We start from the raw sequence: 24,696 nt of genomic DNA on the forward strand, positions 1-24,696 counted from the left end.
TTTTATGCCAACTCCATGTTATATTTCCATCACCGGAAAAACACAGGGTAATATTACTGCGGGTTCATTCACTGCTGAATCAGTGGGTAATATTTACGTTCAGGGCCACGAAGATGAAATGCTAGTTCAAGCATTTGATCATGTCGTCACCGTACCCACTGATCCTCAATCAGGTCAGCCTTCAGGTCAGCGTGCTCATAAACCATTCCGTTTTACAGTTGCATTAAATAAATCTGTTCCATTGCTTTATAACGCGTTGGCTTCGGGTGAAATGCTGACGAGTGTAGTATTGAAATGGTATCGCACTTCTGTTGAAGGGAAACAAGAGCATTTCTTCACGACGCAGTTGGAAGATGCCACTATTATCGACATTGATTGCCAAATGCCTCATTGCCAGGACCCAACAAAATCTGAATTTACTCAGCTGGTTCGTGTTTCTCTGTCTTATCGTAAGATTAATTGGGAGCATACAACCGCAGGGACTTCCGGCGCAGATGATTGGCGCGCACCGATTGTTGCCTGATAGGTAATATAATCATTCAGCCAATGAAATATCTCTTCATTGGCTGAAAAGCTTAATTTTTCTTTATTTTAAGTTGAAGATTTTTAATAACTGTCTTCAACTTCTTACAGCTTTTTTGATTTTTTTTTCTTTTTCTCTCTTTAATTTTTTACACGTACTATTTAACGATATTACTTAATATTCTCGATAACATTCAGTCATTTTTTCTGGCTTTTCTTTTGATTATTTTTCCATATAGCGAGTGTTAACATTTTTCAATCTCTGTTCCTGATTGGTGATTTCGTGAGCATCAACATAAGATCTTGTATATTTAATTGTTCGTTTAATGTCTTGTTTTTTTAATTGCATAATTCTTGTTGTTTGTAATTACGTAAATACTACTTATGATTTTCAGTGAAAATGCAGATAACATTACTCATTAAATATTACATTAGGTCCGGGCAGAATTTTTCACTTATCCTAAATTTTAATTAATATGACTAAAGGGATCGCTATACCCTATGGATTTCAAGATGGATCGCGACGGCAAGGGAGTGAATCCCCGGGAGCATAGGTAACTATGTGACCGGGGTGAGCGAGTGCAGCCAACAAAGAGGCAACTTGAAGGATAACGGGTATAGGAGTAAAGGTGAGGAGTCTGACATTTTTGTCGCTAATAGGGCTATAATAGGGCCTGACTATCTGTCCCATCTACTGGGATGGGTTTTTAGTTGTCAGGTACTCCATCTGGCAATCAACCTATTCTCTGCTCTGGGGTCTGAAATTAATGCTAAGTTATCGTCACAGTTTTCATGCTGGTAATCATGCTGATGTACTGAAACACACTGTACAAAGCTTGATCATTGAATCTCTTAAAGAAAAAGAGAAACCTTTTCTCTATCTGGATACGCATGCTGGTGCGGGCCGTTATCAACTCAGTAGTGAACATGCTGAACGTACCGGTGAATATCTGGAAGGGATTGCCCGCGTCTGGCAGCGTGAAGATTTACCTCCGGAGTTGAACGCTTATATGAGTGCAGTAGCTGCACTGAATCAGAGTGGCAACTTACGTTACTATCCAGGATCGCCTTTAATCGCCCGCCATTTGTTACGACAGGATGATAAGTTCAATCTGACAGAACTGCATCCGAGTGACTTTCCTTTATTACGTAATGAATTCTCCCGCGATAACCGCGCCAGAGTTTTGCGTGAAGATGGTTATCAGCAATTAAAATCACAATTGCCACCATTGAGTCGCCGTGGGTTCATTCTGATTGATCCTCCTTATGAACTGAAATCGGATTATCAGGCAGTTGTACAGGCTATTCAGGAAGGCTATAAACGTTTTGCAACCGGTGTTTATGCATTGTGGTATCCAGTGGTGTTACGCCAGCAAATCAAACGACTGGTTAAAGAATTGGAAGCAACGGGCATTCGCCGTATTCTACAAATTGAGTTGGCTGTCCGCCCTGATAGCGATCAACGAGGCATGACCGCCTCTGGCATGATCGTGATTAACCCACCTTGGAAACTGGAGCAGCAGATGAAATCGGTGTTGCCGTGGTTACATCAGGTTCTGGTGCCGGAAGGAACGGGTCACACCTTGGTTAAATGGGTGGTGCCAGAATAGCTTTTAACAATGGCAGCGAGAGCCAAAGCCATCGCGACTGCTTGATATTTTTTGCCATAATAGGCTTTGGGTATTAACTCTCTAGAATTGATTAGATGGAAACAATCCTGATGAGCAAACATTACGACTATATAGCGATTGGTGGTGGCAGTGGTGGCATAGCATCAATTAACCGTGCGGCTATGTATGGGCAGAAATGTGCCCTAATTGAAGCTAAGGCATTGGGTGGAACGTGTGTCAATGTGGGCTGTGTTCCGAAGAAAGTGATGTGGCATGCGGCGCAAATTGCTGAATCTATCCATCAATATGGGCCAGATTATGGTTTTGATACGACAATCAACCGCTTTAACTGGAAGACACTCATTGCCAGTCGCACTGCTTATATCGATCGTATCCACCAGTCTTATGAACGTGGCTTGGGTAACAATAAAGTTGATGTGATCCAGGGGGTTGCCCGTTTTGTTGATGCACATACTGTTGAAGTGAATGGTGAAAAAATCACCGCAGATCATATTTTGATTGCGACAGGTGGCCGTCCTGTGCGGCCTGATATACCAGGATCAGAATATGGTATTGATTCTGATGGTTTTTTTGCATTGGAAGCGATGCCAAAGCGGGTTGCGGTTGTTGGCGCAGGCTATATTGCCGTAGAAATTGCGGGTGTATTGCATGCTCTTGGTAGTGAAACCCATCTATTTGTGCGTCAACATGCACCGTTGCGTTCTTTTGATCCGATGATTGTTGAAACACTCTTGGAAGTTATCAATACCGAAGGACCTACTTTGCATACAGAAGCGGTGCCAAAATCAGTAAGTAAAAATGCGGATGGTAGCCTGACCTTGCAACTGCAAAATGGTAAAGAACAAACCGTTGATACCCTAATCTGGGCTATTGGCCGAGAGCCTGCAACGGATAATCTAAACCTGTCTGTAACCGGTGTTGAGTTGAATGAAAAAGGCTACATCAGAGTTGATGAATACCAGAACACGAATGTGAAAGGGATTTATGCAGTAGGTGATAACACCGGTGCAGTAGAATTAACTCCCGTTGCGGTTGCCGCAGGTCGTCGTCTGTCTGAGCGCTTGTTTAACAATAAACCAGAAGAACATCTGGATTACACCAATATTCCAACCGTTGTATTCAGTCATCCGCCTATTGGTACTGTGGGGCTGACTGAACCTCAGGCAAAAGCGCAATTTGGTGAAGAGCAGGTGAAAATTTATCAATCTTCTTTTACTGCGATGTATACCGCTGTCACTCAACATCGCCAGCCGTGCCGGATGAAATTGGTATGTGTCGGGCCGGAAGAGAAGATTGTTGGCATTCATGGTATCGGCTTCGGGATGGATGAAATGCTGCAAGGTTTCGCTGTTGCATTGAAGATGGGGGCCACTAAGAAAGACTTTGATAACACGGTTGCGATTCATCCCACTGCGGCGGAAGAGTTTGTAACGATGCGGTGATATTGTTGAACCCTATCTATGATATTTTTTTAAAGGCCGATTTCATTCGGCCTTTTTCTTATCAATCTCTCTTATCAGAAAGTGACTTAACACTCCATATTCAGCCATTCGACAATAAAATCAGCTACCTGTTCAGGTTGATTGATATTCAATTGTGGCAAAATAGTCTCCAATTTTTCATCACTGGCAACAGCAATCACATGTTGATCAAGAAGATCGCTTAATCGGTGGTTAAGAGTGTTGCGGTATAGAACGATCTTGTTGATGGGCTCATCTTTAAAACCTTCCACTAGAATCAGATCCAGTGAATTTAGATCAAAACGACTGGCAAGATAGTTCAAATCTAATTCCTGCAAATCTGGCGTTTCTGTCATTAATGCCCAGCGTTGTTGGTTGGCAACCAAAGTTTGCTCTGCACCAGCTTTGCGCAGTTCATAACTGTCTTTGCCCGGTTTATCTACGTCCATATCATGATGGGTGTGTTTTATCAGACCAACCCGGATTTGCCGTTGACGTAATAGTGGGATCATTTGTTTGAGAAGTGTAGTTTTTCCTGTTCCGCTATAGGCTGTAATACCGAGTAGCGGAAGCGGTTTGGTACTCATTTTTTGATCTCCTGTATATGTTCCCAATGTTGGCAATCTTCCGGTGTGTTCAGATTAGTAAAGGCAGTAGGATTATCATCAAACTGAACGGCTATCGCTCTGATCTTATGCATAAACAGTATCAGCTTGCGATCACCGTTAGCCAGATAATTTTCTAATTGAGAAAAAAGACTGCGGTGTAGTAAAGCGATGGTAGGGTGAGCTCGGTTGCCATCATTTACATAGGCTGCCAATGCTTGCTGTTTTCCCTGCCATAAGCGAATGACTAAATCAGTAGGGAGATTTGGTACATCACAAGGAACAAATATAACCCAATCGTAACTAGCTGACTTTAGGGCTGTCAGCATGCCTGAAAGGGGGCCAGAGAAGTCTGGTGTTAAATCTGGAACAATGTGATAACCACTTTGTCGGTAAATATCCAGATTGCGGTTCGCGTTGATGATTAATTCATCCACTTGTGGAAATAGCTTATCCGCAATATGTTGGTACAGTGGTTTTTTATTTAAAAAAATTAACCCCTTATCATTGCCACCCATACGGGTGGCGCGACCTCCCGCAAGGATCACACCGCTTATTTTTGGTTGCATAATGTTCGAGTTATCAACTGAGGCAGTTATTAACGCTAATATAACTTCTTTTAGCTTGATTATTTGGGTTTAACTGAGCATTTTTAAAATAAGCTCACCAGATAACTTGCTGATAAAAGGGTCATCTTTACGCTTATTGACAGAGCAATCCTTTCTCTATGTGGTCATCCCTGTTAATTTGTATAGGCTTTATTTATCTGCGTTGACTAATAGCTGAAAAAGGATCACTAAGTGGATTTTCAAACTGCTATTGCATGCCGTGGTGTTATTACAGATTAATCAAGAGAATAGAATGTGCTAACAAACCAGTCTGCTTTTAATTTCCGGGAATTAACGCCGGATTTGATTATGGATGCATTGGTGCAGACCGGGCTGTGTATCGATTCCGGGCTGACAGAGTTAAATAGTTATGAGAACCGTGTTTATCAGTTTATAGATGAAGATCGTAAACGTTATGTTGTGAAATTTTACCGGCCACTACGTTGGGATCAGCAGCAGATTCAGGAAGAGCACGATTTTGCCTTGGCGTTACAACAGGTTGATTTACCTGTTGCGGCACCTTTGGTATTTAATAAGCAAACTTTACTGACTTTTAAAGATTTCTTTTTTGCCGTTTTTCCAAGCATCGGGGGGCGTCAGTATGAATCCGATAATCTCTTTCAATTAGAAGATGTAGGGCGTTTACTAGGGAGAATTCATCAGATTGGCCGCCAGCAGAAATTCACTTCTCGCCCAACTATCGGGTTAAATGAGTATCTGCATCAACCACGACAGGATTTGGCTGCATGTGAGTTGATTCCTGCGGGGCAGAGAAGGCAATTTTTGGCAGTATTGGATGATTTGATAAATGCCGTAGCATCAAATTGGCGCGATGATTGGCAAATATTGAGGCTTCATGGTGACTGTCATCCGGGTAATATCTTGTGGCGTGACGAAGCTTGGTTTGTTGACCTTGATGATGCGCGTAACGGTCCGGCAATTCAGGATTTATGGATGCTGCTTCATGGCTCTCGTCAGGAACAGCTATTGCAGTTAGATACACTGCTGGAAGCTTATAGTGAATTTGCAGATTTTGATCCGAAGGAGTTGTCATTGATAGAACCATTGCGTGCTATGCGGATGATCTATTATTTGGCATGGGTTGCCCGACGTTGGCAGGATCCTGCTTTTCCCAAGGCGTTTCCTTGGATGACAGATACCGATTTTTGGTTAAAACAGACGTCACTTTTTTCTGAACAGATTAAGCTGTTACAGGGATCACCTTTGCAGCTTAACTCGATGTATTAATGTTTATCATGGAGATAGTTATGAAGAAGTTGTGGTTAGCTTTAGTCGGAGTGGTGATGGCATTTAGCGCATCTGCTGCCAATTTTACCGAAGGAAAACAGTATACTGAATTGAAGTCGCCGGTGGCGGATCAACCACCGGTGCTAGAATTCTTCTCTTTCTATTGTCCCCACTGTTATCAGTTTGAAGAGATTTTTAAAGTTCCTCAGACGGTAAAACAGAATTTACCGGAAGGGACAAAACTTGTCCGTTATCATGTGGATTTTTTAGGGCCACTGGGTAAAGAATTGACTACTGCTTGGGCTGCGGCAATGGCAATGGGTGTTGAAGACAAAGTGACTCCGGTGCTGTTTGAGGGTATTCAGAAAACACTGGCTATTAAGACTCCGAATGATATTCGCAATGCCTTTATCAAAGCCGGGGTGACGGCTGAGGATTATGATGCTGCCATGAGCAGTTTTGTGGTGAAATCCTTAGTTGTTAAGCAGCAAAAAGCCGCTCAGGATTTGCACCTGCGAGGTGTACCGGCAATGTTTGTTAATGGCAAATATATGGTGAAAAATGACGGTATTGATGCCACTTCTGCTGATAACTATGCGAAATCCTATTCAGACGTTGTTAACTTCCTGTTAAATCAGAAGTAATACTTTGACATCCTCCCCCACCTTCGTACTTCGTGACTCAGGAGGGGGATTCTTCTTAGTAGGCGACAGTCTGATTGCTCAGGTACCGGATTTCTGCTTTTGCCGGTTTTTGTCACAAAATACAGGCGGAAAATATTCAGTGAAGTGATTTGGAGTCACTCATTGAGTAACATTCGGCTAATGATAGCTTTGAATGTATTCCCCTCCCTATTATCAATCAATTCAATATCTGGGTATGCTTTGATTGCACGTTTAATACCACTTCCCAAGCCTCTGTATGGCAATACCTTAGAAGCAAATGAAGCCAAGATTGGGTTACGAATATTTGAGTTCCCCATTTTGATGTTCTCAATGGTTAAATTATTGGGCAAGTGGCCGGGGCTAATAATTTCAATTCGATCTGCAAAAACCAGCACTTTAACGGGGGCTGACACAAAGTAATCGCGATGAATAAGCGCATTGGAAATCAGTTCTTCTAAAACAATCCTCGGGATTTCAGGCTCGCCAAGTGAGTTAAAGCTTTGCTTATTTTGAATATGTCGTATATTTGCCAATACAAACCCCAGCACCTTTTGGAACACATCCGACAGCTTGCCATTGATATCCTGACTATCAATATAGTGCTCATCTTCAATATCCACGCCGGGGAAGGCAACAGCCTTTACGATAAAAATAGGAAGGCGAATCTGAGGCCGCGATGCAAACAACAAAGTACCACAAATATTCAACTGACCATTTTTAGCCAAATTCATATTCTCTAAAAGCTGAGAGCGAGATACACCGTGCTCCTCAACCCTCTCTCCGTATTCTCCCTCAAAAAACGAATCAAAGAACTCCTGATCGATGTCGGCTACTGACGTACCACTTACTGGCGTCTCATCTGCATGAATCAGTGCCGCCTCCTGAAACATTCGTTGCAATTCTTCGCGAGCGGTCACCCTTCGCTTATCAGAACCATTTTTCACCCAAACATAGCCCTGAGTATCCATATAAGGCTTACTGATGCCTTGCTCTATATGTACAGCAATGACCAGGCCATCGGGGAGTTGAATGTTTTCAGTAACAGGATTTATTGGGGGGCGAACATTATTTGTAGCAGCATTCGCTATGACTTGATTAATTCGACTGATATCTTCTCTCGTCAATCCAGATCGAGACCCATCGCCATTGTTAACACCAATGAGAATCAAGCCTCCAGTACCATTGGAAAATGCTACCATTTCGGCACCCAACGAAGATGCATTGTTGACGTCTGCTTTAAATTGATAACGGCTATCTTCATCACGTGCAATTATTGCTAAGAGCTCTTGGGTTTCCATGCTTCATATACCTGTTTACGTTTCTCGAAGGCTTCTGCACCACCTTCCATAATACCGACTATACGCTGCTGAACATCCGCGCAGTCAATGCTGCCACTGACAATATTAATATGATCATCCTGATATTCACAGGCGATGACTTGCTCAGCATCGCCTAACACTGGAATGTTGGCGTTATGAGTGGCAAAGACGAACTGCGTTTTTGGCTTTAACTCACGAATGAGCTTGATAACATCGTCATAGATCGTCTGGTTATCCAAGTCGTCTTCTGGCTGATCGATGATCACAACATCATTTTCTTGTTGGCTTAGAACAAACAGTATTAATGCAGATGCGCGCTGTCCTAATGAATGATGAGCCAGAGCCTTACCGTGGTATTCAATGGTGAAAACATTCGGCACCTGCCAAGTCAGCAAAGCGTCTAGATTATCTTCAAAATACTGACAGAAGGTATCAAATGAACCACCAAGCAGCGTTTTCAACTTATCCTTTTCTCGCCATGCCGCACCAAAATCGCTGAACTCGTCCACCACTGTTTTCAATGTAACTTCTTGAATACGGCTGCCGCGGTATAAATCCTGAATATGCTTGAGCATGGCCGCTTTGTTATCTTTAAATTTCGGCACAATTTTTAACGGCGAATCCACTCGATTGATTTTATTCAGCACTTGCTCAATAGCGCAGTATTCTTCAAACCAAAGACTATTCAGTTGAACTAATTCCCGTTCAACTCCTTGATTCAAATCCGTATATTGCTGCTCACTCTTGGCTAATACAGCCAGCATTTGCTCAGCCTGATCGAGCTGACTTTTAAGCTGCTTAAACTCTTGCGGACTGATTGCTTGTGCACCCGCTTGTTGAAACTCACTGGCTAACTTGCGCTCGATTTCCGCAAATTCTTCTTTCAACGCTTGTTTTTGTTGTTGAAAGCCCGCTAACTTTTGTTGCAATTGCTGAACTGTCGCTTGGTCACTTCCAGCCACTTGCTTAATTTCATCAAAGCCAGTGAGCAACTGTTGATAGACCGCAAAAAAGCCATTGAAAAAAGGCTGATTTTGTGCTGACTTATACAGAATCTGGTTTTTCAGTTCATCTTCAAAGCTGGCAATAAAGCTATTTAGCTCGGTCAGATAATGCTGCGCCCCTTGGATCATCTGCTGCGCTTTGCGCTCATCCCGATCAAAATCAATCTGCTTTTGCAGTTTGGCTTCTACGCCGTGTTGCTGGTAAAACCTTAACTTAAACTCAACATCCTGCTTTTTTTGCAGCCACTCTTGTTTCTGCAAGGCATCACGGGTTAAACGTTTAATCTGATCAATAGCATCCACTACGCGCTGACGGCCTTGCTCTATCTTTTGGCGAACAGGAATTAAAGCTTCCCCAACCAGCTTTTCAATGAGGTCTTTTTCAAATCCAGCGCCAGTGCTCGACAAGTCTTTTTGACCAAAGTAAATGGGTTGATGTAGGACGGTTTCTCGAATCGACACCCCCGGCTGTAATTGCCCGTTAACATATACATCAGGGCGTTCACCTAATATACGACGTATTTGGTAAGGTTGGCCTCGTCGGTCAATCGCGTCGATAGTGATCTTCCCGCCACTGCATAGCAAATGCTTTACTAAACCTTCTTTATATTCAACGTCAGAGGACTTATCGCCAAACGGGATATTCAGGGCATAGCGAATGCCTTCCAATACGGAAGATTTGCCACTGCCACGAATACCAATCAGAGTATTCAGTTCCGGTGATAGATAGATTTCAGTGCCACCCAAGGTGCCCACACCTTCAAAACTGATTTTACGAATAAACGAATGGCGATAGATAGGTGGCTCAGCTTGTACACGGGATCTCTTATCCCGCAAGGCAAATTTTACAGCTTCAAAGCTGAACGCACCGAGTTTGAGATAACTGCTTTCCTTTCTGGCCGACATATCGGCAAAGTTCTTAGCGTCGCAACCTTCCATTTCAGCAGGATATAAGTCACCCAGTGCTTGCTGGATCTTAGTGCGCTCATTTCGGGAGCGAACCTTTTGGAATGCCAAAGCTCTGCATCGAACAGAAGCATTGTCGAAAAGTTCTTTTATCCGACCCGGCGATAAACCACCCCATAAACCGTTGGGTGCTTCCACATGAGCAAAAACTAAAAAGTAGTCTTTGTGATAACCATCCAAAATTTTAATGGTTTCGAGAATATCGTGATTCGAACGCGCATTTTCCTGCTCAAAATTAGCTTGCTTGGCAAAGGTCACATTGAGAAAGTCCTGGATATAATTTTTTTGCTCCTTGTTGCTTATCCACTCATCGGAAAACACTACTAGGGTATGCACACCCGCGTTCCCATCTTTTACCGAGAGCTCAATACCGGGCAGCAGACCAATGCCGGATTTTTGAGCCTTTTTGCGCAGATTCTGAAATTCGAGCATATTGAACTTGTTATGGTTGGTAATCACACCAAGGCCAATACCGGCATCTGTTAGCGAATGTACGTATTGATTCATGTAGTCGTTATCTGCACCCGTGTATTTGAACTCTTTATCCGCGCGGGTATGGAGGTGAAAATCCGTCTTGAACCACCGGCTGCCATATTCAAAAGTGTCGTCACTCATTAATACCCCCTTCCAAAAATATTTACCTACACCTTCACAAAACTCCCTCTCTGTAATGTGTTTTAATTCGTCGGCATGCTTGAGCATTTGCAAATGTAACTCAACCGTAAATTGGTTTCTTGGCGCTTTGTCAAGAGCAAGCTTTATGCGTCTGTAAATCTCGTTTTCACTCATATTTAACACTACTCACGTGCCTATATAAAGGACATAAAAAAGCAAGAATTGACATTGAAATCGAACAACTTCTGGTAAGGCAAAAGTAAGTTACATCACAAACGGCCTACCCACCAACTTGAGAATCTTTGGCACAATGCATGTCAGGAAGACTTTTTTGTAAGACAAACTCTGGTTATATCCACAACTCTGTGATCTATAAGACAATATGACAGTTTAATGACCAAGATTATAAGTCATTGATTTTTACCTGAGGTTGATAAATTTTTTTTATCAACGATCAATAGCTAAATAAAACTTGTAATATCTATACACAAAGTTATCCACAGAATTTATAGTAGGGTGTGAGTATCTGAATCGTGTTCCAGTAAAGAAAATTCACATAAAGTTCGTTTCCTACTTCTTGCTGTGGCATCCTATTTCCTTATCACACCCGTAATAAATACAGATAATGAAGAAGATTTATGGCTCAGATAGCAGACAATCCCCTGATTTTGGTTGATGGCTCCTCATACCTTTATCGTGCTTATCATGCTTTCCCTCCGCTGACGAATAGCGCAGGGGAACCGACCGGAGCCATGTATGGTGTATTGAATATGCTCCGCAGCTTGATAATGCAGTACAAACCAAGCCATGTAGCGGTGGTATTTGATGCTAAAGGCAAAACTTTTCGTGATGAATTGTTCGCTGAGTATAAATCTCATCGTCCTCCTATGCCGGATGATCTGCGTACTCAGATAGAACCGCTACATCAGATGGTTGAAGCGATGGGATTACCATTGCTGGTGGTGCCAGGAGTAGAAGCTGATGATGTGATCGGGACTTTGGCGTTACAGGCAGAAAAAGAGGGGCGTGCGGTACTTATCAGCACTGGCGATAAAGATATGGCGCAACTGGTCACGCCGAATATCACGCTTATCAATACCATGAATAACACCATTTTGGGGCCGGAAGACGTCGTTGAAAAGTATGGTGTGCCGCCAGAGCTGATTATCGATTTTCTGGCATTAATGGGAGACTCTTCTGACAATATTCCTGGCGTACCTGGCGTAGGAGAAAAAACCGCACTGGGATTACTGCAAGGGATTGGTGGTATGGATGATATCTTTGCCAATCTGGATAAAATTGCCGGGCTCAGTTTCCGTGGGGCGAAAACGCTGGCGGATAAGATGGTGCAGCATAAAGATGTCGCTTATCTCTCCTATCAACTGGCAACTATCAAAACCGATGTTGAGTTGGATAAAACTTGCGTTGCTTTGTCAGTCAAAGAGCTTGATACGGAGAAACTGCATCAGTTGTTTTCTCGTTATGAATTCAAACGCTGGTTAAGTGATGTGGCAAACGGCGATTGGCTGGCAGAGAAAGGCAAAAAACCGGTATCCACTGGCAATGATGAATCATCTCCGACGGAGGATAAATCTGCTGCGGCCACACTCTCTTCTGATAATTATCAGACTATTCTTGATCAGCAAAGCTTTGATGAGTGGATTGAGAAACTGAAAAAAGCGCCGGTTTTTGCTTTTGATACCGAAACTGACAGTCTTGATACTTTGACGGCTAATTTGGTTGGGGTGTCATTCGCAATTTCTGCCGGTGATGCGGCTTATCTACCTCTAGGCCATGACTATCTGGGGGCACCTGAACAACTTGACAGAGAAGTTGTGTTGGCTGCATTAAAACCGCTACTTGAAGATAGTAAACTGCTGAAAATTGGTCAGAATATTAAGTTTGATCGTGGCGTGTTGGCGCGTTACGGCATTGAACTGCAAGGCATTGCTTACGATACCATGCTGGAATCTTACGTACTTAATAGCGTTGCAGGTATGGGTCGGCATGATATGGATAGCTTGGCTGAACGTCATTTGAATCATAAGACCACGACGTTTGAAGAGATTGCTGGTAAAGGTAAAAATCAGCTCACTTTTAATCAGGTCGCGGTGGAACAGGCCGCAATGTACGCCGCAGAAGATGCAGATGTCACTTTATTGCTGCATCAGGCTATGTGGCCGCAATTGGAGAAAGCACCGACGCTAGAAAAGGTATTCCTGAATACAGAAATGCCACTGGTCATGGTGCTTTCCCGTATGGAACGTACAGGCGTACTCATTGATGCAAATATTTTGGTTGAGCATTCAAAAGAGATCACTGCTCGTCTGGATGAGTTGGAAAAAGAAGCGCACGAATTAGCAGGTGAAGTTTTCAATCTGGCTTCGCCAAAACAATTACAGACGATATTGTTTGAAAAATTGCAATTGCCGGTGGTAAAGAAAACGCCAAATGGTGCGCCATCCACGAATGAAGAAGTACTGGAAGAGTTGGCAGATACCCATGCATTGCCGAAAGTGATCTTAGAGCATCGTGGGTTGGCAAAATTGAAATCCACTTACACCGATAAATTACCGCAGATGGTCCATCCGCTGACCAAACGGGTGCATACTTCCTATCACCAAGCGGTAACGGCAACTGGGCGTCTCTCTTCACGTGATCCTAATTTGCAAAATATTCCTGTCCGTAATGACGAGGGCCGCCGCATTCGTCAGGCGTTTGTGGCACCTGAAAGTTACCGGATTATGGCTGCTGACTATTCTCAGGTTGAGTTGCGGATTATGGCCCATTTATCTCAAGATCAAGGGTTGTTAAAGGCTTTTGCTGAGGGACAAGACATTCACCGGGCAACGGCGGCGGAAGTCTTTGGTTTGCCACTGGAACAGGTAACCAGTGAGCAACGCCGTAGTGCCAAAGCGATTAACTTTGGTTTGATCTATGGTATGAGCGCATTTGGTCTTTCCCGTCAGTTAGGTATTCCTCGTGGTGAAGCTCAACGCTATATGGATCTCTATTTTGAGCGCTATCCGGGGGTATTGGCGTATATGGAGCGTACTCGTAAACAAGCGGAAGGGCAGGGTTACGTTGAAACGCTAGATGGTCGTCGTCTTTATCTGTCAGATATCAAATCTCGCAATGCCATGCGCCGTAAGGCAGCAGAGCGTGAAGCTATTAACGCGCCAATGCAGGGAACTGCGGCGGATATCATCAAAAAAGCCATGATTGCGGTGGATGACTGGATTATCAGTGAAGCGCCGAAAGTTCGTATGATTATGCAGGTTCACGATGAGCTGGTATTTGAGGTTCATGAATCAGAACTTGAATATGCAGAACAGAAAATTCGTGAATTGATGGAGAAGAGTATGGTGCTTGATGTTCCGTTGAAAGTGGATGTGGGTATCGGTGACAATTGGGATCAGGCGCACTGATATTTTGAATTAACAGTGATGGCTGAGCTGTGTATTTGGCTCAGCCTTTTTTGAACTGTTCACCATAAACAGCAATGTTTAATAGCTCTGCTAATCATAGTCACCATGTGCTCTGGTGTCACCGCCTCCCCAAGCCACTCTCTTGCCATTTTCCCGTATAGCCATAATGATCATTATTACTGTAATTACTATATCTTGCAGATTTACAGTATTGTGTAATAAAACTATCGTCAGTATTTATATCTGGTGAGAAATTATTGGGTTGGTTCATATTACTCTCCTGATAAGGTCGTATCGGATTTATTTTTACCCACAAGGCGTTTATACGAAAAACCATGCCCAATTGGGAGAAAGTGTAACAGTTATTTTATTTACACTAAGTAATATTATTAGTTAAATAAATTTTTTGTATTCACTTGTACCGATTTGTTGTCCATGTAATGCATATTTAGATCTAGATCGCATAAATATGTAATTAAACTACATTCAATGGCGTCAAAATGAGCAGAATTCCCGGCTGAATCGAGATAATTTCTGAAAATAAATTACAAAAAGGCTTTTTCTAATAAATAAAATAGGGTAGAGTTATTGGCGTAGGGTACAGAGGTAAGATGTTCTATCTTTCAGACCTTTTACTTCACGTAATCGGATTTAGCTGAATATTAGCTGCCCCAGTCAATTTTGACTGGGGCATTTTTTCAACTGAATTTAACACGTAAAAGTATAAAGAGAGGATGGATTAACGATGGTTTTCAACTTGAACGGCTTTCTGGCTGAACCATATATCCAGTTTCTGATGTAGTTTATCGATACCGATTTTTTTCGGGACTGAGAAATATTCTACTTGAATATCCCCATTAAGCGCGAGCAAAGCGTCACGCACCTTATTCAGTTGACTTTTACGGGCACCAGATGCCAGTTTGTCGGCTTTAGTCAACAACACCATAACCGGTACCTGCATTGCGACTGCCCATTGGATCATCTGCTGATCAAGATCTTTCAATGGGTGACGGATATCCATTAGTACAACCAGTCCGATCAGGTATTCACGTTTTTGCAGATATTCACCCAATGCTTTTTGCCATTTGCGTTTCATCTCTTCCGGCACTTCGGCATAGCCATAACCGGGTAAGTCAACCAGGCGAATACCTTCTTCTACTTCGAATAAATTGATGAGTTGAGTTCGACCAGGCGTTTTACTGGTGCGGGCGAGACTTTTCTGTTTCGTCAGAGCATTCAGAGCGCTAGATTTACCTGCATTTGAGCGACCGGCAAATGCGACTTCAATGCCCATATCTTGAGGCAGATGGCGAATATCAGGTGCGCTCGTGATAAAACGGGTCATATGATAGTTGTGGTTTTTGATGGTCAAAATGATTATCTCCCTGAGAAATGCGCTGAATATATGGCTAAGGCGATTATACCGATAGCCACTGTTGGTTGACAGGATTAAAAATAATGACATATTTCTGATGGGTTGAACCAAGCTTGCTATTTTGTTACTGATGATGCTCCGGTTTATGAAATAAAATCTAACTTGTTATTGAAAGGATACATTTTTCTTCAAAGCACCAGCCGATTGATAGCGTAAATGTAGGTAAATATTAAGCACGATGTTGAAGAGATTATTAGAATTGATTCAGTTTGTGTTGTTGACCTTAATAATATAGGAACCCAGAATGTTTAAACGTATTTTAGTAGCACTTGTAACTGCATGCTCTCTGAGCGCAATGGCGCCTCTGGCTTTGGCGGTGGGAGAAACTCACGTGAAGCTGACAACAACGGAGGGTAATATTGAACTGGAATTAAATAACCAGAAAGCGCCAATTACAACGAAAAATTTTATTGAATACGTCAATGAGGGTTATTACAACAATACAATTTTCCATCGGGTAATCCCTGGATTTATGGTGCAGGGTGGCGGTTTTACCAAAGATTTGCAGCAAAAAGCGACTAAAGCTGCTATTAAAAATGAGGCAGATAATGGATTGCGTAATTTACGCGGTACTATCTCTATGGCACGTACCGCTGATAAAGACAGCGCTACCAGCCAATTTTTTATTAATGTAGCGGATAATGCTTTCCTTGATCACGGTCAGCGTGACTTTGGCTATGCAGTATTTGGTAAAGTCGTAAAAGGTATGGATATTGTGGATAAAATTTCTCAAGTCAAAACGGAAAACGTTGGTCCATATCAGAATGTACCGGTTAAACCTGTTGCTATTCTGTCTGCGGAGATTATTCCTTAATTTTTTCCTATGACTTTGGCTGTGGCAGTTTCTGGTCTTCCGGTTAACTCTCATCAGATTAACAAACTGGCCTGCATTAAATAGAGGCCAGTTTCGCCGTTACTTAAAGTGTAAGAGGAAAAATCGACATCTTTTCCATCACCAAACTCTTTTTTCAGGTGTTTTACCGCTTTTTTACCTAAATATCTTTCGGTTAATTTTAGCGATAGCCCTTGTTGATCAGAGCAATATTTTCCTTTTTTATCACAAACCACCCCTTTTCCCGGAAAGAAAATGTTGGCGGCTTTGGTAACAGCCAGCGTGGGGAAGGACAGTAAAAAAAGAGATGCTATAATCAGTTTTGTCTTCATAACAATTACCTTTACTTATTGAATATCAAAATAGAGCGTATGTTTTTTTGTAGGGTATGAGAGTAAGTTTTTTGAAGAAAAAACAGCCATTAATTTTGTTGTACTATGCTACAAATGTTGATGTGCTATGATAGCCGCCCCGTTGTTGCGAGGCCGTTTTACCTGGAGCCAGTTGTGCAGGATAAACAAATTGCAGGAGTGGCAGGGCAACAAAATACAGCGATAAAAATGAGTAGGATAGACTCCTATGTTACTAATAATAGATAACTATGATTCTTTTACATATAACTTATATCAATATTTTTGTGAATTGGGTACAGATGTTTTAGTTAAGCGCAATGATGAATTGCAGCTTGAAGATATTGAGAGATTGACGCCTACCCATTTGGTTATTTCCCCAGGCCCTTGTACCCCAAATGAAGCCGGCATTTCTCTGTCTGCGATTTCTCATTTTTCGGATAAGTTGCCGATTCTTGGTGTTTGTCTTGGGCATCAGGCAATTGGTCAGGCGTTTGGTGCCAGCGTGGTAAAAGCCAGGGAAGTGATGCACGGAAAAACTTCGGCTATTCATCATAATCAGCAAGGTGTGTTCAAAGGGCTTAACCGGCCATTGACCGCGACTCGTTATCATTCATTGGTGATTGCCGCAGAGACATTACCGGCCGCATTTGAAGTCACCGCATGGAGCCAGCATAACGGCAACGTCGATGAAATTATGGGCATTCGTCATCGCACTCTACCACTGGAAGGTGTGCAGTTCCATCCTGAAAGTATTCTCAGTGAGCAAGGTCACCAGTTACTGAGCAACTTTCTGAGATATTAACAGATACCGATAATTTCTTCATTTATCCATCTTTTTCATTTGCCCATCTTTGATTTTTTATGCATATTTGGTGATTATGTTTTCACTTCTGAATGGCGTATATATAAAAAACGGGTGGGAAAATGAAGGAGCATACCGCAGTAGATAGAAATACATATGATCAAGTTATGTTGCCAATTTATTCACCAGCGCAGTTTATACCGGTGAGAGGGCAAGCTAGTCGTGTGTGGGATCAGCATGGGAAAGAGTATATTGATTTTGCAGGAGGTATTGCTGTTGTGGCTTTGGGCCATTGTCATCCTGCGTTAGTGGATGTTTTGAAGCAGCAAGGGGAGAAACTTTGGCATATCAGTAATATTTTCACCAATGAACCGGCTTTGATTCTGGCGCAGAAACTGATTGATGCGACTTTCGCTGAGCGGGTGTTTTTTGCCAACTCAGGAGCGGAAGCGAATGAAGCGGCATTTAAGCTGGCTCGTCACTATGCCATTACGCGTCACAATCCCTATAAAACCAAAATTATCGCATTTCATCAGGGTTTTCATGGTCGTACCTTATTTACTGTCTCCGTGGGTGGTCAACCAAAATATGCTGATGGTTTTGGGCCAAAACCCGCGGATATTATTCATGTGCCTTTTAATGATTTAGATGCAGTGAAGGCCGTCATAGATGACCATACTTGTGCTGTTGTATTAGAACCGGTTCAGGGCGAAGGGGGAGTCACGCCGGCAGCACCGGCATTTATTCGTGGGTTGCGTGAGCTTTGCGATAAGCATCAGGTGTTGTTGGTGTTTGATGAAGTGCAAAGTGGGATGGGACGTACTGGCAAGCTATTTTCTTATATGCATTATGATGTTACGCCAGACATCATTACCACGGCAAAAGCATTGGGAAATGGTTTCCCTATCAGCGCTATGCTGACAACGGAGAATATTGCTTCAGCGATGGCACCGGGAACTCACGGTACAACTTATGGTGGTAATCCGTTGGCTTGTGCAGTTGCAAATGCTGCTTTTGATATTATTAATACACCCACGGTTCTGGCGGGAGTTGAAAAACGCCATAATTTAATGGTGAATTTTCTGAATGATATCAATCAGAAATATTCGATATTTGGTGAAATCCGCGGAAAGGGTCTGCTGATTGGTGCGGAACTTAAAGCGCCACATCAGGGAAAAGCTAAAGATATTCTGCAACTGGCGGCTGAAAATGGCTTAATGTTGTTGAGTGCGGGGGGCGATGTACTGCGTTTCACGCCTTCGTTGATTATTAGTGAAGAAGAGATTGCTCAAGGAATGGAGCGGTTAGAACAGGCAATTAACCAGTTGTGTAATTAAATACAAGAGAAATCAGCGCAGGATTATGCGCTGATTACTCGGGCGTTAACGTGTACCGTAAACAACAATAGTTTTACCGTGTGCGGAGATCAAGTTTTGATCTTCTAGCATTTTCAGAATACGACCAACTGTTTCGCGGGAACAGCCAACAATCTGGCCAATTTCCTGACGCGTGATTTTGATTTGCATTCCATCCGGGTGGGTCATTGCATCTGGTTGTTTCGCCAGATTCAATAAAGTTTGGGCAATCCGGCCGGTAACATCCAGGAAAGCCAGATTACCGACTTTCTCAGAAGTTGTTTGCAAACGGTTTGCCATTTGAGCAGATAAACGCATCAAAATATCCGGGTTTACCTGAATCAGCTGACGGAATTTTTTATAGGAGATTTCAGCCACTTCACAGGCGCTTTTGGCCCGTACCCAAGCTGTACGCTCTTGCCCCTCTTCAAATAATCCAAGTTCACCAATGAAATCCCCCTGATTTAGATAGGAAAGGATCATCTCTTTGCCTTCTTCATCTTTAATCAAAACCGCAACAGAACCTTTTACGATATAGTAAAGCGTCTCTGCTTTTTCGCCTTGATGAATAAGCGTACTTTTAGATGGATATTTATGAATATGGCAGTGTGACAAAAACCATTCAAGAGTGGGGTCTGTTTGTGGCTTGCCGAGAACCATTCGTTTCATCCTCTGTTGTTATCGCTGCCTAAATAACACGAGAATCTAAAAGTTTCTCGTCAGGCTGGCTTATAAAGACACTAGCTTAACATATTAGTTTGTTGAAAAACCGACAGATAAGGGTTTTATATAGGTTATCTGAAATTTGAACCTTAAGTATTGATCATAACCTGCCTATACTTAGCCCACTTCTGTTTTTAACACAGGAAAGGGTTTCTGTCTTGTCTTGTCTTGTTTCAGCATAATAAACCGCTCACTAGATTGCCAGTTTAATACTGAAAGAGTAGGCTTGGATGCAAAGAACGACTTAAGAGGTATTTATGCAAGCGCGGGTAAAATGGGTTGAAGGATTATCTCTTTTGGGGGAGTCATCTTCCGGTCATCAGATCATGATGGATGGTAATGCCGGTGATAAGGCACCGAGCCCAATGGAAATGGTATTAATGGCAGCCGGTGGTTGCAGTACGATTGATGTAGTTTCTATTTTGCATAAAGGCAGGTATGACATCAGAGATTGTGAAGTAAAATTAACTTCCCGCCGTCGTGAAGAGCCGCCACGCTTGTTTACTCATATTAATCTGCATTTTATTGTTACGGGTAAAGATTTAATAGATAAAGCGGTTGAACGTGCCGTCATGCTTTCAGCAGAAAAATATTGCTCTGTTGCATTGATGTTGGGGAAATCAGTTGAAATTACCCACAGTTTTGAAGTTAAAGATATAGATTAAGATATTATTTCGTGATCAAAAATAACATCAGGTAACTAATATTTCAGTTACCTGTTTTTTTAACTGAATAATATAAGATGCAAATTTTAAGTGCCGGATTTGCTAAATTGACCTCAGGCGCTGATTAACAAATCTTTTCCCCTTCCAGTAATCGCTGTACCAATGGCGTCATAATTAATTCCATTGCTAATCCCATTTTTCCACCGGGGACCACGATGGTATTAATGCTTGAAACGAATGAGCCTTGTAACATTGCTAACAAGTATGGGAAATCAATTTGAGTCAGATCACGGAAGCGGATGACAATAAAACTTTCATCCAGTGATGGAATGGTTTTGGCTGAGAATGGATTGGATGTATCAACGGTAGGGACACGTTGGAAGTTGATATGTGTTCGCGAGAATTGTGGCGTAATGTAATTAATATAATCATCCATAGAACGCACGACGGAATCCATCACAGCTTCCTGCGAGTGTCCTCGTTCTCCGGTATCGCGGACAAGTTTCTGAATCCATTCAAGGTTGACAATCGGCACGACGCCCACGAGCAGATCGACATGACTGGCAACATTATGTTGTGGTGTGACAACACCACCGTGCAGACCTTCATAAAACAGCACATCGGTCTGCTTGGGTAAAGATTCCCACGGCGTAAATGTACCGGGAAGCTGGTTGTAAGGGACGGCATCGTCATAGGTATGAAGATATTTCCGACGGCGGCCTTCACCGGTTTCACCATAATCAATCATGGTTTTTTCCAACATACCAAAATCATTGGCTTCTGGCCCAAAATAACTGATATGCCTGCCTTGCTCTTTGGCTTTACGGATTGCGGCATCCATTTCAGGGCGGGTGTAGCGGTGGAAACTATCTCCTTCTATCTGCGCTGCACTGATGTTAAGTTGCTGGAAAATCTTACGGAAAGCTAAACTGGTGGTGGTGGTTCCGGCACCGCTGGAGCCGGTAATTGCAATAATCGGATGTTTGACAGACATTCAGTAAACTCCATAATGTTAAGAATGGAACATTTCTTTTGGCACAATATTGACGCTCTCATGCAGTTCAGACCACACCAGCATAACATCCCCCCGTTCCAACTGATGGCGTATATTAGCGACTTTCTGCTCCAGCGATTTTTCATCTTCGCCATAGTCAGTGCCTTCCCGCAAGACAAAGCTCTCTATCAAATTTAGCAGAGTTTCGGGTTCCAATTGTTGCCACGGAATAATCATTGTGCTTGCTCCAGATAAGATGACAGCCAATTTGGGATGCGTTGTTCCAGCCACATTTGTGGCTTCTTCAATGAACCACTGACAAAGCCGACATGTCCACCATATTCTGTCATTTGGTATTCAATATTTTTGGGTAACATTTTGAGATCAGGGATGACTTCTGGTGCCATAAAAGGATCGTCTTTAGCATGAATAATCAGCAGTGGCACAGTAATATCAGGCAGACGAGGCAGAGCACTGCACTGGTGGTAATAGTCCGCTGCATTTTTAAAGCCGTGGATTTTCGCGGTCACAATTTCATCAAATTCCCGAATATGTTTCAATCCTTTTACTTGAGACAGATTGATGGGGAGTGAACCGGGGTAGCGCAACAATTTGCGGGTGGCATTACGTTTCAGGCTATTGAGTAAATAGCGTTCATAAACATGAGAAAATCCTTTCTCTATCCGCAGGGAGCAGGCTGCCAGCATCAGAGGCGCGGAAACAATAACGGCAGCATTGATCTGAGCATCTATTTTTTCTTCTGCCAGATAGCAGGCCAGCATATTACCGCCGACTGAATAACCTACGGCTGAGGTGGGGACATCACCGTAAGTCTGTTTTAACCAGCTTAGAAAATAACGGGCATCGCTTGTTTCGCCAGAATGATAGAGACGTTTTTGGCGGTTTGGTTCACCACTGCATCCGCGGAAATGCATGACAACACCAAGCCAACCTTTCTTCTGACAGATATGAAGCAAACCGTGGGCATAAGGGCTGTGAAAACTGCCTTCCAGACCATGAAATAGGATCAATCGTGGCTTGTGTGCTGCGGTGGCGGGATCTTCACTCCACGCCAGATCAACAAAATCGTTATCTGGTAAATCAAGTCGTTGCCAATAGGGTTGCAGTTCAGGATACCGCCGCACCAGACGCGGGAGGAGTGTCTGCAAATGCGGATTACTGGCTCCGGTTAGAGGACGAAAGATATCGGTCATAATGGTTTCGAGTTAAATTGATTAGTTATCTTGTATGGTGAATAACATACTGATATTTTCTGTGAAAGGGAAACGGCATCATTCAGGATGAAAGGTAACTCTTCATGACAGCAAGCCTAATTTTTTCATTAACAACTTTTTTGTTTATTTCTTCCATTACGCCGGGTCCAAACAACATGTTGTTGACTTCGTCAGGCGCTAACTTCGGCTTTATCCGCTCTTTGGGGTTACTCTTTGGCGTTGTTCTGGGCATGCAGACGATTTTATATCTGGCTGCTTTTGGCGTCGCTGCATTGTTGTTGGTCTATCCTGCTATTTACACGGTGATGAAAATTGCAGGTAGCCTCTATTTGCTGTGGTTGGCATGGAAAACAGCAACAGCCAGCTACCGACGTCTGGATATCAAAGATAGCGCTGTTATCAAGCCGGTGCGGTGGTATCAAGGTTGGTTATTGCAGTTTTTGAATCCGAAAGCCTGGCTGATGGGGTTGGGGGCGGTTGGCAGCTATAGTATTGCCGGTGATCATTACCTCTATTCCATCATCGTGATCAGTATCGTGGTGATGTTTATTAATTTCTTGTGCGGCATGGTGTGGGCGGGTTTTGGTTCATTGATAGGGACGTTACTCCGTAGTCGCAATGCTTGGTTTATTTTCAATATCATGATGGGCGTATTAACGGCAACTTGTGTGCCATTAATCTGGCTTGGGTAATTCATCAGTAAATTGTATTTTGGTTATAAAGAATATTTATTCATTCTTTTTGGCTTTGGACATCGGCTTTAAGCACCTCTATTTTTTTACTCCCGAAGATCAGAGTCAGTACAAAACCGCTGATATAAGCCACCACTAGCCCGGCGGCGTACACTGCCATTCCGACAAAAATGCCATTGTTTGAGGTCATCAGTGGCAGTGCTACTAATCCAGATGGACCAAAAACCGTATTCAACCCAACAGGTAATCCTAAATAAGCGATTAAACCGATAAAGAAACCACCGGCGGCACCGCCTAAACAGGCGGTGATAAAGGGTTTAATCCGTGGAAGTGTGACTCCGTAAATCAACGGTTCACCGATGCCGAGCAAGCCTGGAATAATCGCGCCTTTTATCTGCGTGCGCAGCAGCGAGTCTTTTTTCGCTTTGACATACAGTGCCAGCGCTGCACCAACTTGCCCGCCGCCTGCCATTGCAAGAATTGGGAACAGAGAATTAAAACCTTGAGCCTCCATGAGTGCGAAATAGACGGGAACAAACCCTTGATGAATACCAAACATAACAGCGAGTAAAAATAGCCCAGCCAATATCGCCGTGCCAAAAGGATTGCCGTTAAGGTGAAGGAATAACCATGACATGCCGCTAAACAGATAACTTCCCAGCGGCATGATAAAGATAAAGGCAATGGCTCCCATGATTAGCAGAGTAATAGCCGAAGTGAGGATCATATCCAGATTGTCTGGAATGATCTTACGAACTTGTCGTTCTACCCATGCTCCCAGAATAGCGGCAATAAGAACGCCGATAATATTGCCGCGTGGATCGATGCTATAACCAAAGAAAGTAGAAATACCGGAATAAAAACCGCTGGTGGCATCCGGGTTATAACTGAGTACAAACAGCGAAGCAATAATGGCACCATTTATTCCCGAACCACCAAATGCTTTTTGCGCGTTATAACCGATCAGAATACTCAGAAAGCTGAACATACCTTTACTGAAAACTTTCATATAGCCGATGATTTTAACCAAAATGGTATTAGGGCGTTCAACGCCCTGAATGACTGCCTGTTCAAGTAAAGTCGCAAAGCCGAGAAGCAGACCAACGGCAATAAAACCGGGGATCAGTGGGGTAAAAATGGTAGCGAATTTGGTCAGGAATTTGTGTACCGCACTGACTTGTTTCTCTTTAAGTTGCTTTTTATTAGCAGAAGCAATATTGGCTAAATGGGTGTCGCTTGGTTTCGATTGTGCTGTATGAGTAGAGGAATTGAGCAATTCATTCATTATCTCAGCCGCCGTTTGGGCTTTTCCCGGCCCAAGCACAATTTGAAACTGATTGTCGCTTTCAATAATACCTAACACATTGGGGATCTGTTTTAACGCCACTTTATCCACCTGCGTACTGTCACGCAGTGTTAGTCGTAGACGGGTCATACAGTTGCCACATTGCGCCACATTATTTGCATTGCCGATAGCTTTAAGGATCTGGGCAATGACTGACTGATTAATTTTAGCCATTTTCTTACTCCTGCTCAGCA

At 43.0% G+C, this 24,696-nt stretch carries 25 protein-coding genes and 1 pseudogene; 13 read left to right on the forward strand and 13 right to left on the reverse strand.

Features of this window, described 5'->3' with window-relative positions:
• Positions 1-4: 4 nt before the first annotated feature.
• The 4 genes from SLS51_RS15265 (at position 5) to gorA (ending at position 3,595) form a co-directional block, all read left to right on the forward strand.
• Positions 5-523, forward strand: a complete 519-nt coding sequence (locus SLS51_RS15265; RefSeq protein ID WP_112878150.1) for an Hcp family type VI secretion system effector — start codon at positions 5-7, stop codon at positions 521-523.
• Positions 524-1,084: 561 nt separating this feature from the next.
• A complete protein-coding gene (locus SLS51_RS15270; protein WP_323839545.1) occupies positions 1,085-1,324 on the forward strand; it encodes a hypothetical protein in 240 nt (79 codons plus the stop codon).
• The gene (locus tag SLS51_RS15275) at positions 1,290-2,132 is read left to right on the forward strand and encodes a 23S rRNA (adenine(2030)-N(6))-methyltransferase RlmJ (protein ID WP_323839546.1); all 843 of its coding nucleotides are present in this window, start codon (positions 1,290-1,292) and stop codon (positions 2,130-2,132) included. Before SLS51_RS15270 ends, SLS51_RS15275 begins: the two co-directional genes overlap by 35 nt.
• 110 nt (positions 2,133-2,242) lie before the next feature.
• A complete protein-coding gene (gene gorA / locus SLS51_RS15280; protein WP_323839547.1) occupies positions 2,243-3,595 on the forward strand; it encodes a glutathione-disulfide reductase in 1,353 nt (450 codons plus the stop codon).
• A gap of 86 nt (positions 3,596-3,681) precedes the next feature.
• On the opposite strand, the gene mobB is transcribed toward gorA, so the two are convergent.
• Positions 3,682-4,200 (reverse strand): molybdopterin-guanine dinucleotide biosynthesis protein MobB, encoded by a 519-nt coding sequence (mobB, locus tag SLS51_RS15285; RefSeq protein WP_323839548.1) that lies wholly within the window; start codon positions 4,198-4,200, stop codon positions 3,682-3,684.
• Positions 4,197-4,787, reverse strand: coding sequence for a molybdenum cofactor guanylyltransferase MobA (mobA, locus tag SLS51_RS15290; RefSeq protein ID WP_323839549.1), 591 nt, complete (start codon positions 4,785-4,787; stop codon positions 4,197-4,199). Before mobA ends, mobB begins: the two co-directional genes overlap by 4 nt.
• 294 nt (positions 4,788-5,081) lie before the next feature.
• Here mobA and SLS51_RS15295 point away from each other — a divergent pair, with 294 nt between their 5' ends.
• Together SLS51_RS15295 and dsbA are read left to right on the forward strand one after the other, a co-directional pair.
• Positions 5,082-6,074: a serine/threonine protein kinase gene (locus SLS51_RS15295; protein WP_323839550.1), complete on the forward strand. Its 993-nt coding sequence runs from the start codon at positions 5,082-5,084 to the stop codon at positions 6,072-6,074.
• Positions 6,075-6,094: 20 nt separating this feature from the next.
• Positions 6,095-6,718 carry a thiol:disulfide interchange protein DsbA gene (gene dsbA, locus SLS51_RS15300; RefSeq protein ID WP_323839551.1) on the forward strand — a complete coding sequence of 208 codons (624 nt, stop codon included), beginning with the start codon at positions 6,095-6,097 and terminating at the stop codon, positions 6,716-6,718.
• Between the two features lie 155 nt (positions 6,719-6,873).
• Here the strand turns inward: dsbA and SLS51_RS15305 are convergent, their stop codons facing one another.
• From SLS51_RS15305 to SLS51_RS15315, 3 genes and pseudogenes are all read right to left on the reverse strand, one after another.
• Positions 6,874-8,037, reverse strand: a complete 1,164-nt coding sequence (locus SLS51_RS15305) for an RNA/DNA-binding domain-containing protein (protein ID WP_323839552.1) — start codon at positions 8,035-8,037, stop codon at positions 6,874-6,876.
• Positions 8,016-10,643 carry a TrlF family AAA-like ATPase gene (locus SLS51_RS15310; RefSeq protein ID WP_323839592.1) on the reverse strand — a complete coding sequence of 876 codons (2,628 nt, stop codon included), beginning with the start codon at positions 10,641-10,643 and terminating at the stop codon, positions 8,016-8,018. Before SLS51_RS15310 ends, SLS51_RS15305 begins: the two co-directional genes overlap by 22 nt.
• Before the next feature lie 24 nt (positions 10,644-10,667).
• Positions 10,668-10,817: pseudogene (locus tag SLS51_RS15315) on the reverse strand (HTH-like domain-containing protein); the annotation flags it as partial.
• A gap of 464 nt (positions 10,818-11,281) precedes the next feature.
• Here SLS51_RS15315 and polA point away from each other — a divergent pair.
• Positions 11,282-14,071: a DNA polymerase I gene (gene polA, locus SLS51_RS15320; RefSeq protein ID WP_323839553.1), complete on the forward strand. Its 2,790-nt coding sequence runs from the start codon at positions 11,282-11,284 to the stop codon at positions 14,069-14,071.
• A gap of 118 nt (positions 14,072-14,189) precedes the next feature.
• Here the strand turns inward: polA and SLS51_RS15325 are convergent, their stop codons facing one another.
• Positions 14,190-14,342, reverse strand: a complete 153-nt coding sequence (locus SLS51_RS15325) for a hypothetical protein (protein ID WP_323839554.1) — start codon at positions 14,340-14,342, stop codon at positions 14,190-14,192.
• 340 nt (positions 14,343-14,682) lie between these two features.
• Between SLS51_RS15325 and spfP the strand changes: the two genes are divergently transcribed.
• A complete protein-coding gene (spfP, locus tag SLS51_RS24690; RefSeq protein WP_438361642.1) occupies positions 14,683-14,730 on the forward strand; it encodes a small protein SpfP in 48 nt (15 codons plus the stop codon).
• 80 nt (positions 14,731-14,810) lie between these two features.
• Here spfP and yihA read toward each other — a convergent pair whose 3' ends face one another.
• Entirely contained in the window at positions 14,811-15,443 is a 633-nt protein-coding gene (yihA, locus tag SLS51_RS15330; RefSeq protein ID WP_323839555.1) for a ribosome biogenesis GTP-binding protein YihA/YsxC, read from the reverse strand.
• Positions 15,444-15,750: 307 nt separating this feature from the next.
• On the opposite strand from yihA, the gene ppiA reads away from it, so the two are divergent.
• A complete protein-coding gene (gene ppiA, locus SLS51_RS15335) occupies positions 15,751-16,320 on the forward strand; it encodes a peptidylprolyl isomerase A (RefSeq protein WP_323839556.1) in 570 nt (189 codons plus the stop codon).
• A 53-nt stretch (positions 16,321-16,373) separates the two neighbouring features.
• Here the strand turns inward: ppiA and SLS51_RS15340 are convergent, their stop codons facing one another.
• Positions 16,374-16,670: a YcgJ family protein gene (locus SLS51_RS15340; RefSeq protein WP_323839557.1), complete on the reverse strand. Its 297-nt coding sequence runs from the start codon at positions 16,668-16,670 to the stop codon at positions 16,374-16,376.
• Positions 16,671-16,917: 247 nt separating this feature from the next.
• Between SLS51_RS15340 and SLS51_RS15345 the strand changes: the two genes are divergently transcribed.
• Entirely contained in the window at positions 16,918-17,493 is a 576-nt protein-coding gene (locus SLS51_RS15345; protein WP_323839558.1) for an aminodeoxychorismate synthase component II, read from the forward strand.
• Between the two features lie 122 nt (positions 17,494-17,615).
• Complete coding sequence (argD, locus tag SLS51_RS15350) at positions 17,616-18,830, forward strand: bifunctional acetylornithine/succinyldiaminopimelate transaminase (protein ID WP_323839559.1); 1,215 nt, start codon at positions 17,616-17,618, stop codon at positions 18,828-18,830.
• A gap of 45 nt (positions 18,831-18,875) precedes the next feature.
• Here the strand turns inward: argD and crp are convergent, their stop codons facing one another.
• On the reverse strand, positions 18,876-19,508 hold the full coding sequence (gene crp, locus SLS51_RS15355; protein ID WP_010848517.1) for a cAMP-activated global transcriptional regulator CRP: 633 nt from the start codon (positions 19,506-19,508) through the stop codon (positions 18,876-18,878).
• A gap of 320 nt (positions 19,509-19,828) precedes the next feature.
• On the opposite strand from crp, the gene SLS51_RS15360 reads away from it, so the two are divergent.
• Complete coding sequence (locus tag SLS51_RS15360) at positions 19,829-20,236, forward strand: OsmC family protein (protein WP_011144782.1); 408 nt, start codon at positions 19,829-19,831, stop codon at positions 20,234-20,236.
• 124 nt (positions 20,237-20,360) lie between these two features.
• On the opposite strand, the gene SLS51_RS15365 is transcribed toward SLS51_RS15360, so the two are convergent.
• Genes SLS51_RS15365 through SLS51_RS15375 form a run of 3 tightly spaced genes read right to left on the reverse strand, consistent with a single transcriptional unit; the run spans position 20,361 to position 22,444 of the window.
• Positions 20,361-21,230 carry a phosphoribulokinase gene (locus SLS51_RS15365; protein ID WP_011144783.1) on the reverse strand — a complete coding sequence of 290 codons (870 nt, stop codon included), beginning with the start codon at positions 21,228-21,230 and terminating at the stop codon, positions 20,361-20,363.
• An 18-nt stretch (positions 21,231-21,248) separates the two neighbouring features.
• The gene (locus SLS51_RS15370) at positions 21,249-21,467 is read right to left on the reverse strand and encodes a YheU family protein (protein WP_011144784.1); all 219 of its coding nucleotides are present in this window, start codon (positions 21,465-21,467) and stop codon (positions 21,249-21,251) included.
• On the reverse strand, positions 21,464-22,444 hold the full coding sequence (locus SLS51_RS15375; protein WP_323839560.1) for a hydrolase: 981 nt from the start codon (positions 22,442-22,444) through the stop codon (positions 21,464-21,466). The genes SLS51_RS15370 and SLS51_RS15375 overlap by 4 nt, the downstream gene beginning before the upstream one ends.
• Positions 22,445-22,548: 104 nt before the next feature.
• On the opposite strand from SLS51_RS15375, the gene SLS51_RS15380 reads away from it, so the two are divergent.
• Positions 22,549-23,157 carry a LysE family translocator gene (locus SLS51_RS15380; RefSeq protein ID WP_323839561.1) on the forward strand — a complete coding sequence of 203 codons (609 nt, stop codon included), beginning with the start codon at positions 22,549-22,551 and terminating at the stop codon, positions 23,155-23,157.
• Between the two features lie 40 nt (positions 23,158-23,197).
• Here SLS51_RS15380 and murP read toward each other — a convergent pair whose 3' ends face one another.
• On the reverse strand, positions 23,198-24,676 hold the full coding sequence (murP, locus tag SLS51_RS15385) for a PTS N-acetylmuramic acid transporter subunit IIBC (protein WP_323839562.1): 1,479 nt from the start codon (positions 24,674-24,676) through the stop codon (positions 23,198-23,200).
• Positions 24,677-24,696: the final 20 nt, after the last annotated feature.

Source organism: Photorhabdus africana, assembly GCF_035181445.1.
GTDB classification, from domain to species: Bacteria; Pseudomonadota; Gammaproteobacteria; order Enterobacterales; family Enterobacteriaceae; genus Photorhabdus; species Photorhabdus laumondii.

Excerpts from the sequence above, each read along its gene's own strand:
- SLS51_RS15370 (WP_011144784.1), bottom strand. The coding sequence starts at position 21,467 with ATGATTATTCCGTGGCAACAATTGGAACCCGAAACTCTGCTAAATTTG.
- gorA (WP_323839547.1), top strand. The coding sequence starts at position 2,243 with ATGAGCAAACATTACGACTATATAGCGATTGGTGGTGGCAGTGGTGGC.
- SLS51_RS15325 (WP_323839554.1), bottom strand. The coding sequence starts at position 14,342 with ATGAACCAACCCAATAATTTCTCACCAGATATAAATACTGACGATAGT.
- crp (WP_010848517.1), bottom strand. The coding sequence starts at position 19,508 with ATGGTTCTCGGCAAGCCACAAACAGACCCCACTCTTGAATGGTTTTTG.
- polA (WP_323839553.1), top strand. The coding sequence starts at position 11,282 with ATGGCTCAGATAGCAGACAATCCCCTGATTTTGGTTGATGGCTCCTCA.
- SLS51_RS15305 (WP_323839552.1), bottom strand. The coding sequence starts at position 8,037 with ATGGAAACCCAAGAGCTCTTAGCAATAATTGCACGTGATGAAGATAGC.
- mobB (WP_323839548.1), bottom strand. The coding sequence starts at position 4,200 with ATGAGTACCAAACCGCTTCCGCTACTCGGTATTACAGCCTATAGCGGA.
- SLS51_RS15365 (WP_011144783.1), bottom strand. The coding sequence starts at position 21,230 with ATGTCTGTCAAACATCCGATTATTGCAATTACCGGCTCCAGCGGTGCC.
- SLS51_RS15310 (WP_323839592.1), bottom strand. The coding sequence starts at position 10,643 with ATGAGTGACGACACTTTTGAATATGGCAGCCGGTGGTTCAAGACGGAT.
- murP (WP_323839562.1), bottom strand. The coding sequence starts at position 24,676 with ATGGCTAAAATTAATCAGTCAGTCATTGCCCAGATCCTTAAAGCTATC.
- SLS51_RS15265 (WP_112878150.1), top strand. The coding sequence starts at position 5 with ATGCCAACTCCATGTTATATTTCCATCACCGGAAAAACACAGGGTAAT.
- SLS51_RS15380 (WP_323839561.1), top strand. The coding sequence starts at position 22,549 with ATGACAGCAAGCCTAATTTTTTCATTAACAACTTTTTTGTTTATTTCT.
- dsbA (WP_323839551.1), top strand. The coding sequence starts at position 6,095 with ATGAAGAAGTTGTGGTTAGCTTTAGTCGGAGTGGTGATGGCATTTAGC.
- SLS51_RS15360 (WP_011144782.1), top strand. The coding sequence starts at position 19,829 with ATGCAAGCGCGGGTAAAATGGGTTGAAGGATTATCTCTTTTGGGGGAG.
- argD (WP_323839559.1), top strand. The coding sequence starts at position 17,616 with ATGAAGGAGCATACCGCAGTAGATAGAAATACATATGATCAAGTTATG.
- ppiA (WP_323839556.1), top strand. The coding sequence starts at position 15,751 with ATGTTTAAACGTATTTTAGTAGCACTTGTAACTGCATGCTCTCTGAGC.
- SLS51_RS15275 (WP_323839546.1), top strand. The coding sequence starts at position 1,290 with ATGCTAAGTTATCGTCACAGTTTTCATGCTGGTAATCATGCTGATGTA.
- SLS51_RS15375 (WP_323839560.1), bottom strand. The coding sequence starts at position 22,444 with ATGACCGATATCTTTCGTCCTCTAACCGGAGCCAGTAATCCGCATTTG.
- SLS51_RS15345 (WP_323839558.1), top strand. The coding sequence starts at position 16,918 with ATGTTACTAATAATAGATAACTATGATTCTTTTACATATAACTTATAT.
- SLS51_RS15340 (WP_323839557.1), bottom strand. The coding sequence starts at position 16,670 with ATGAAGACAAAACTGATTATAGCATCTCTTTTTTTACTGTCCTTCCCC.
- mobA (WP_323839549.1), bottom strand. The coding sequence starts at position 4,787 with ATGCAACCAAAAATAAGCGGTGTGATCCTTGCGGGAGGTCGCGCCACC.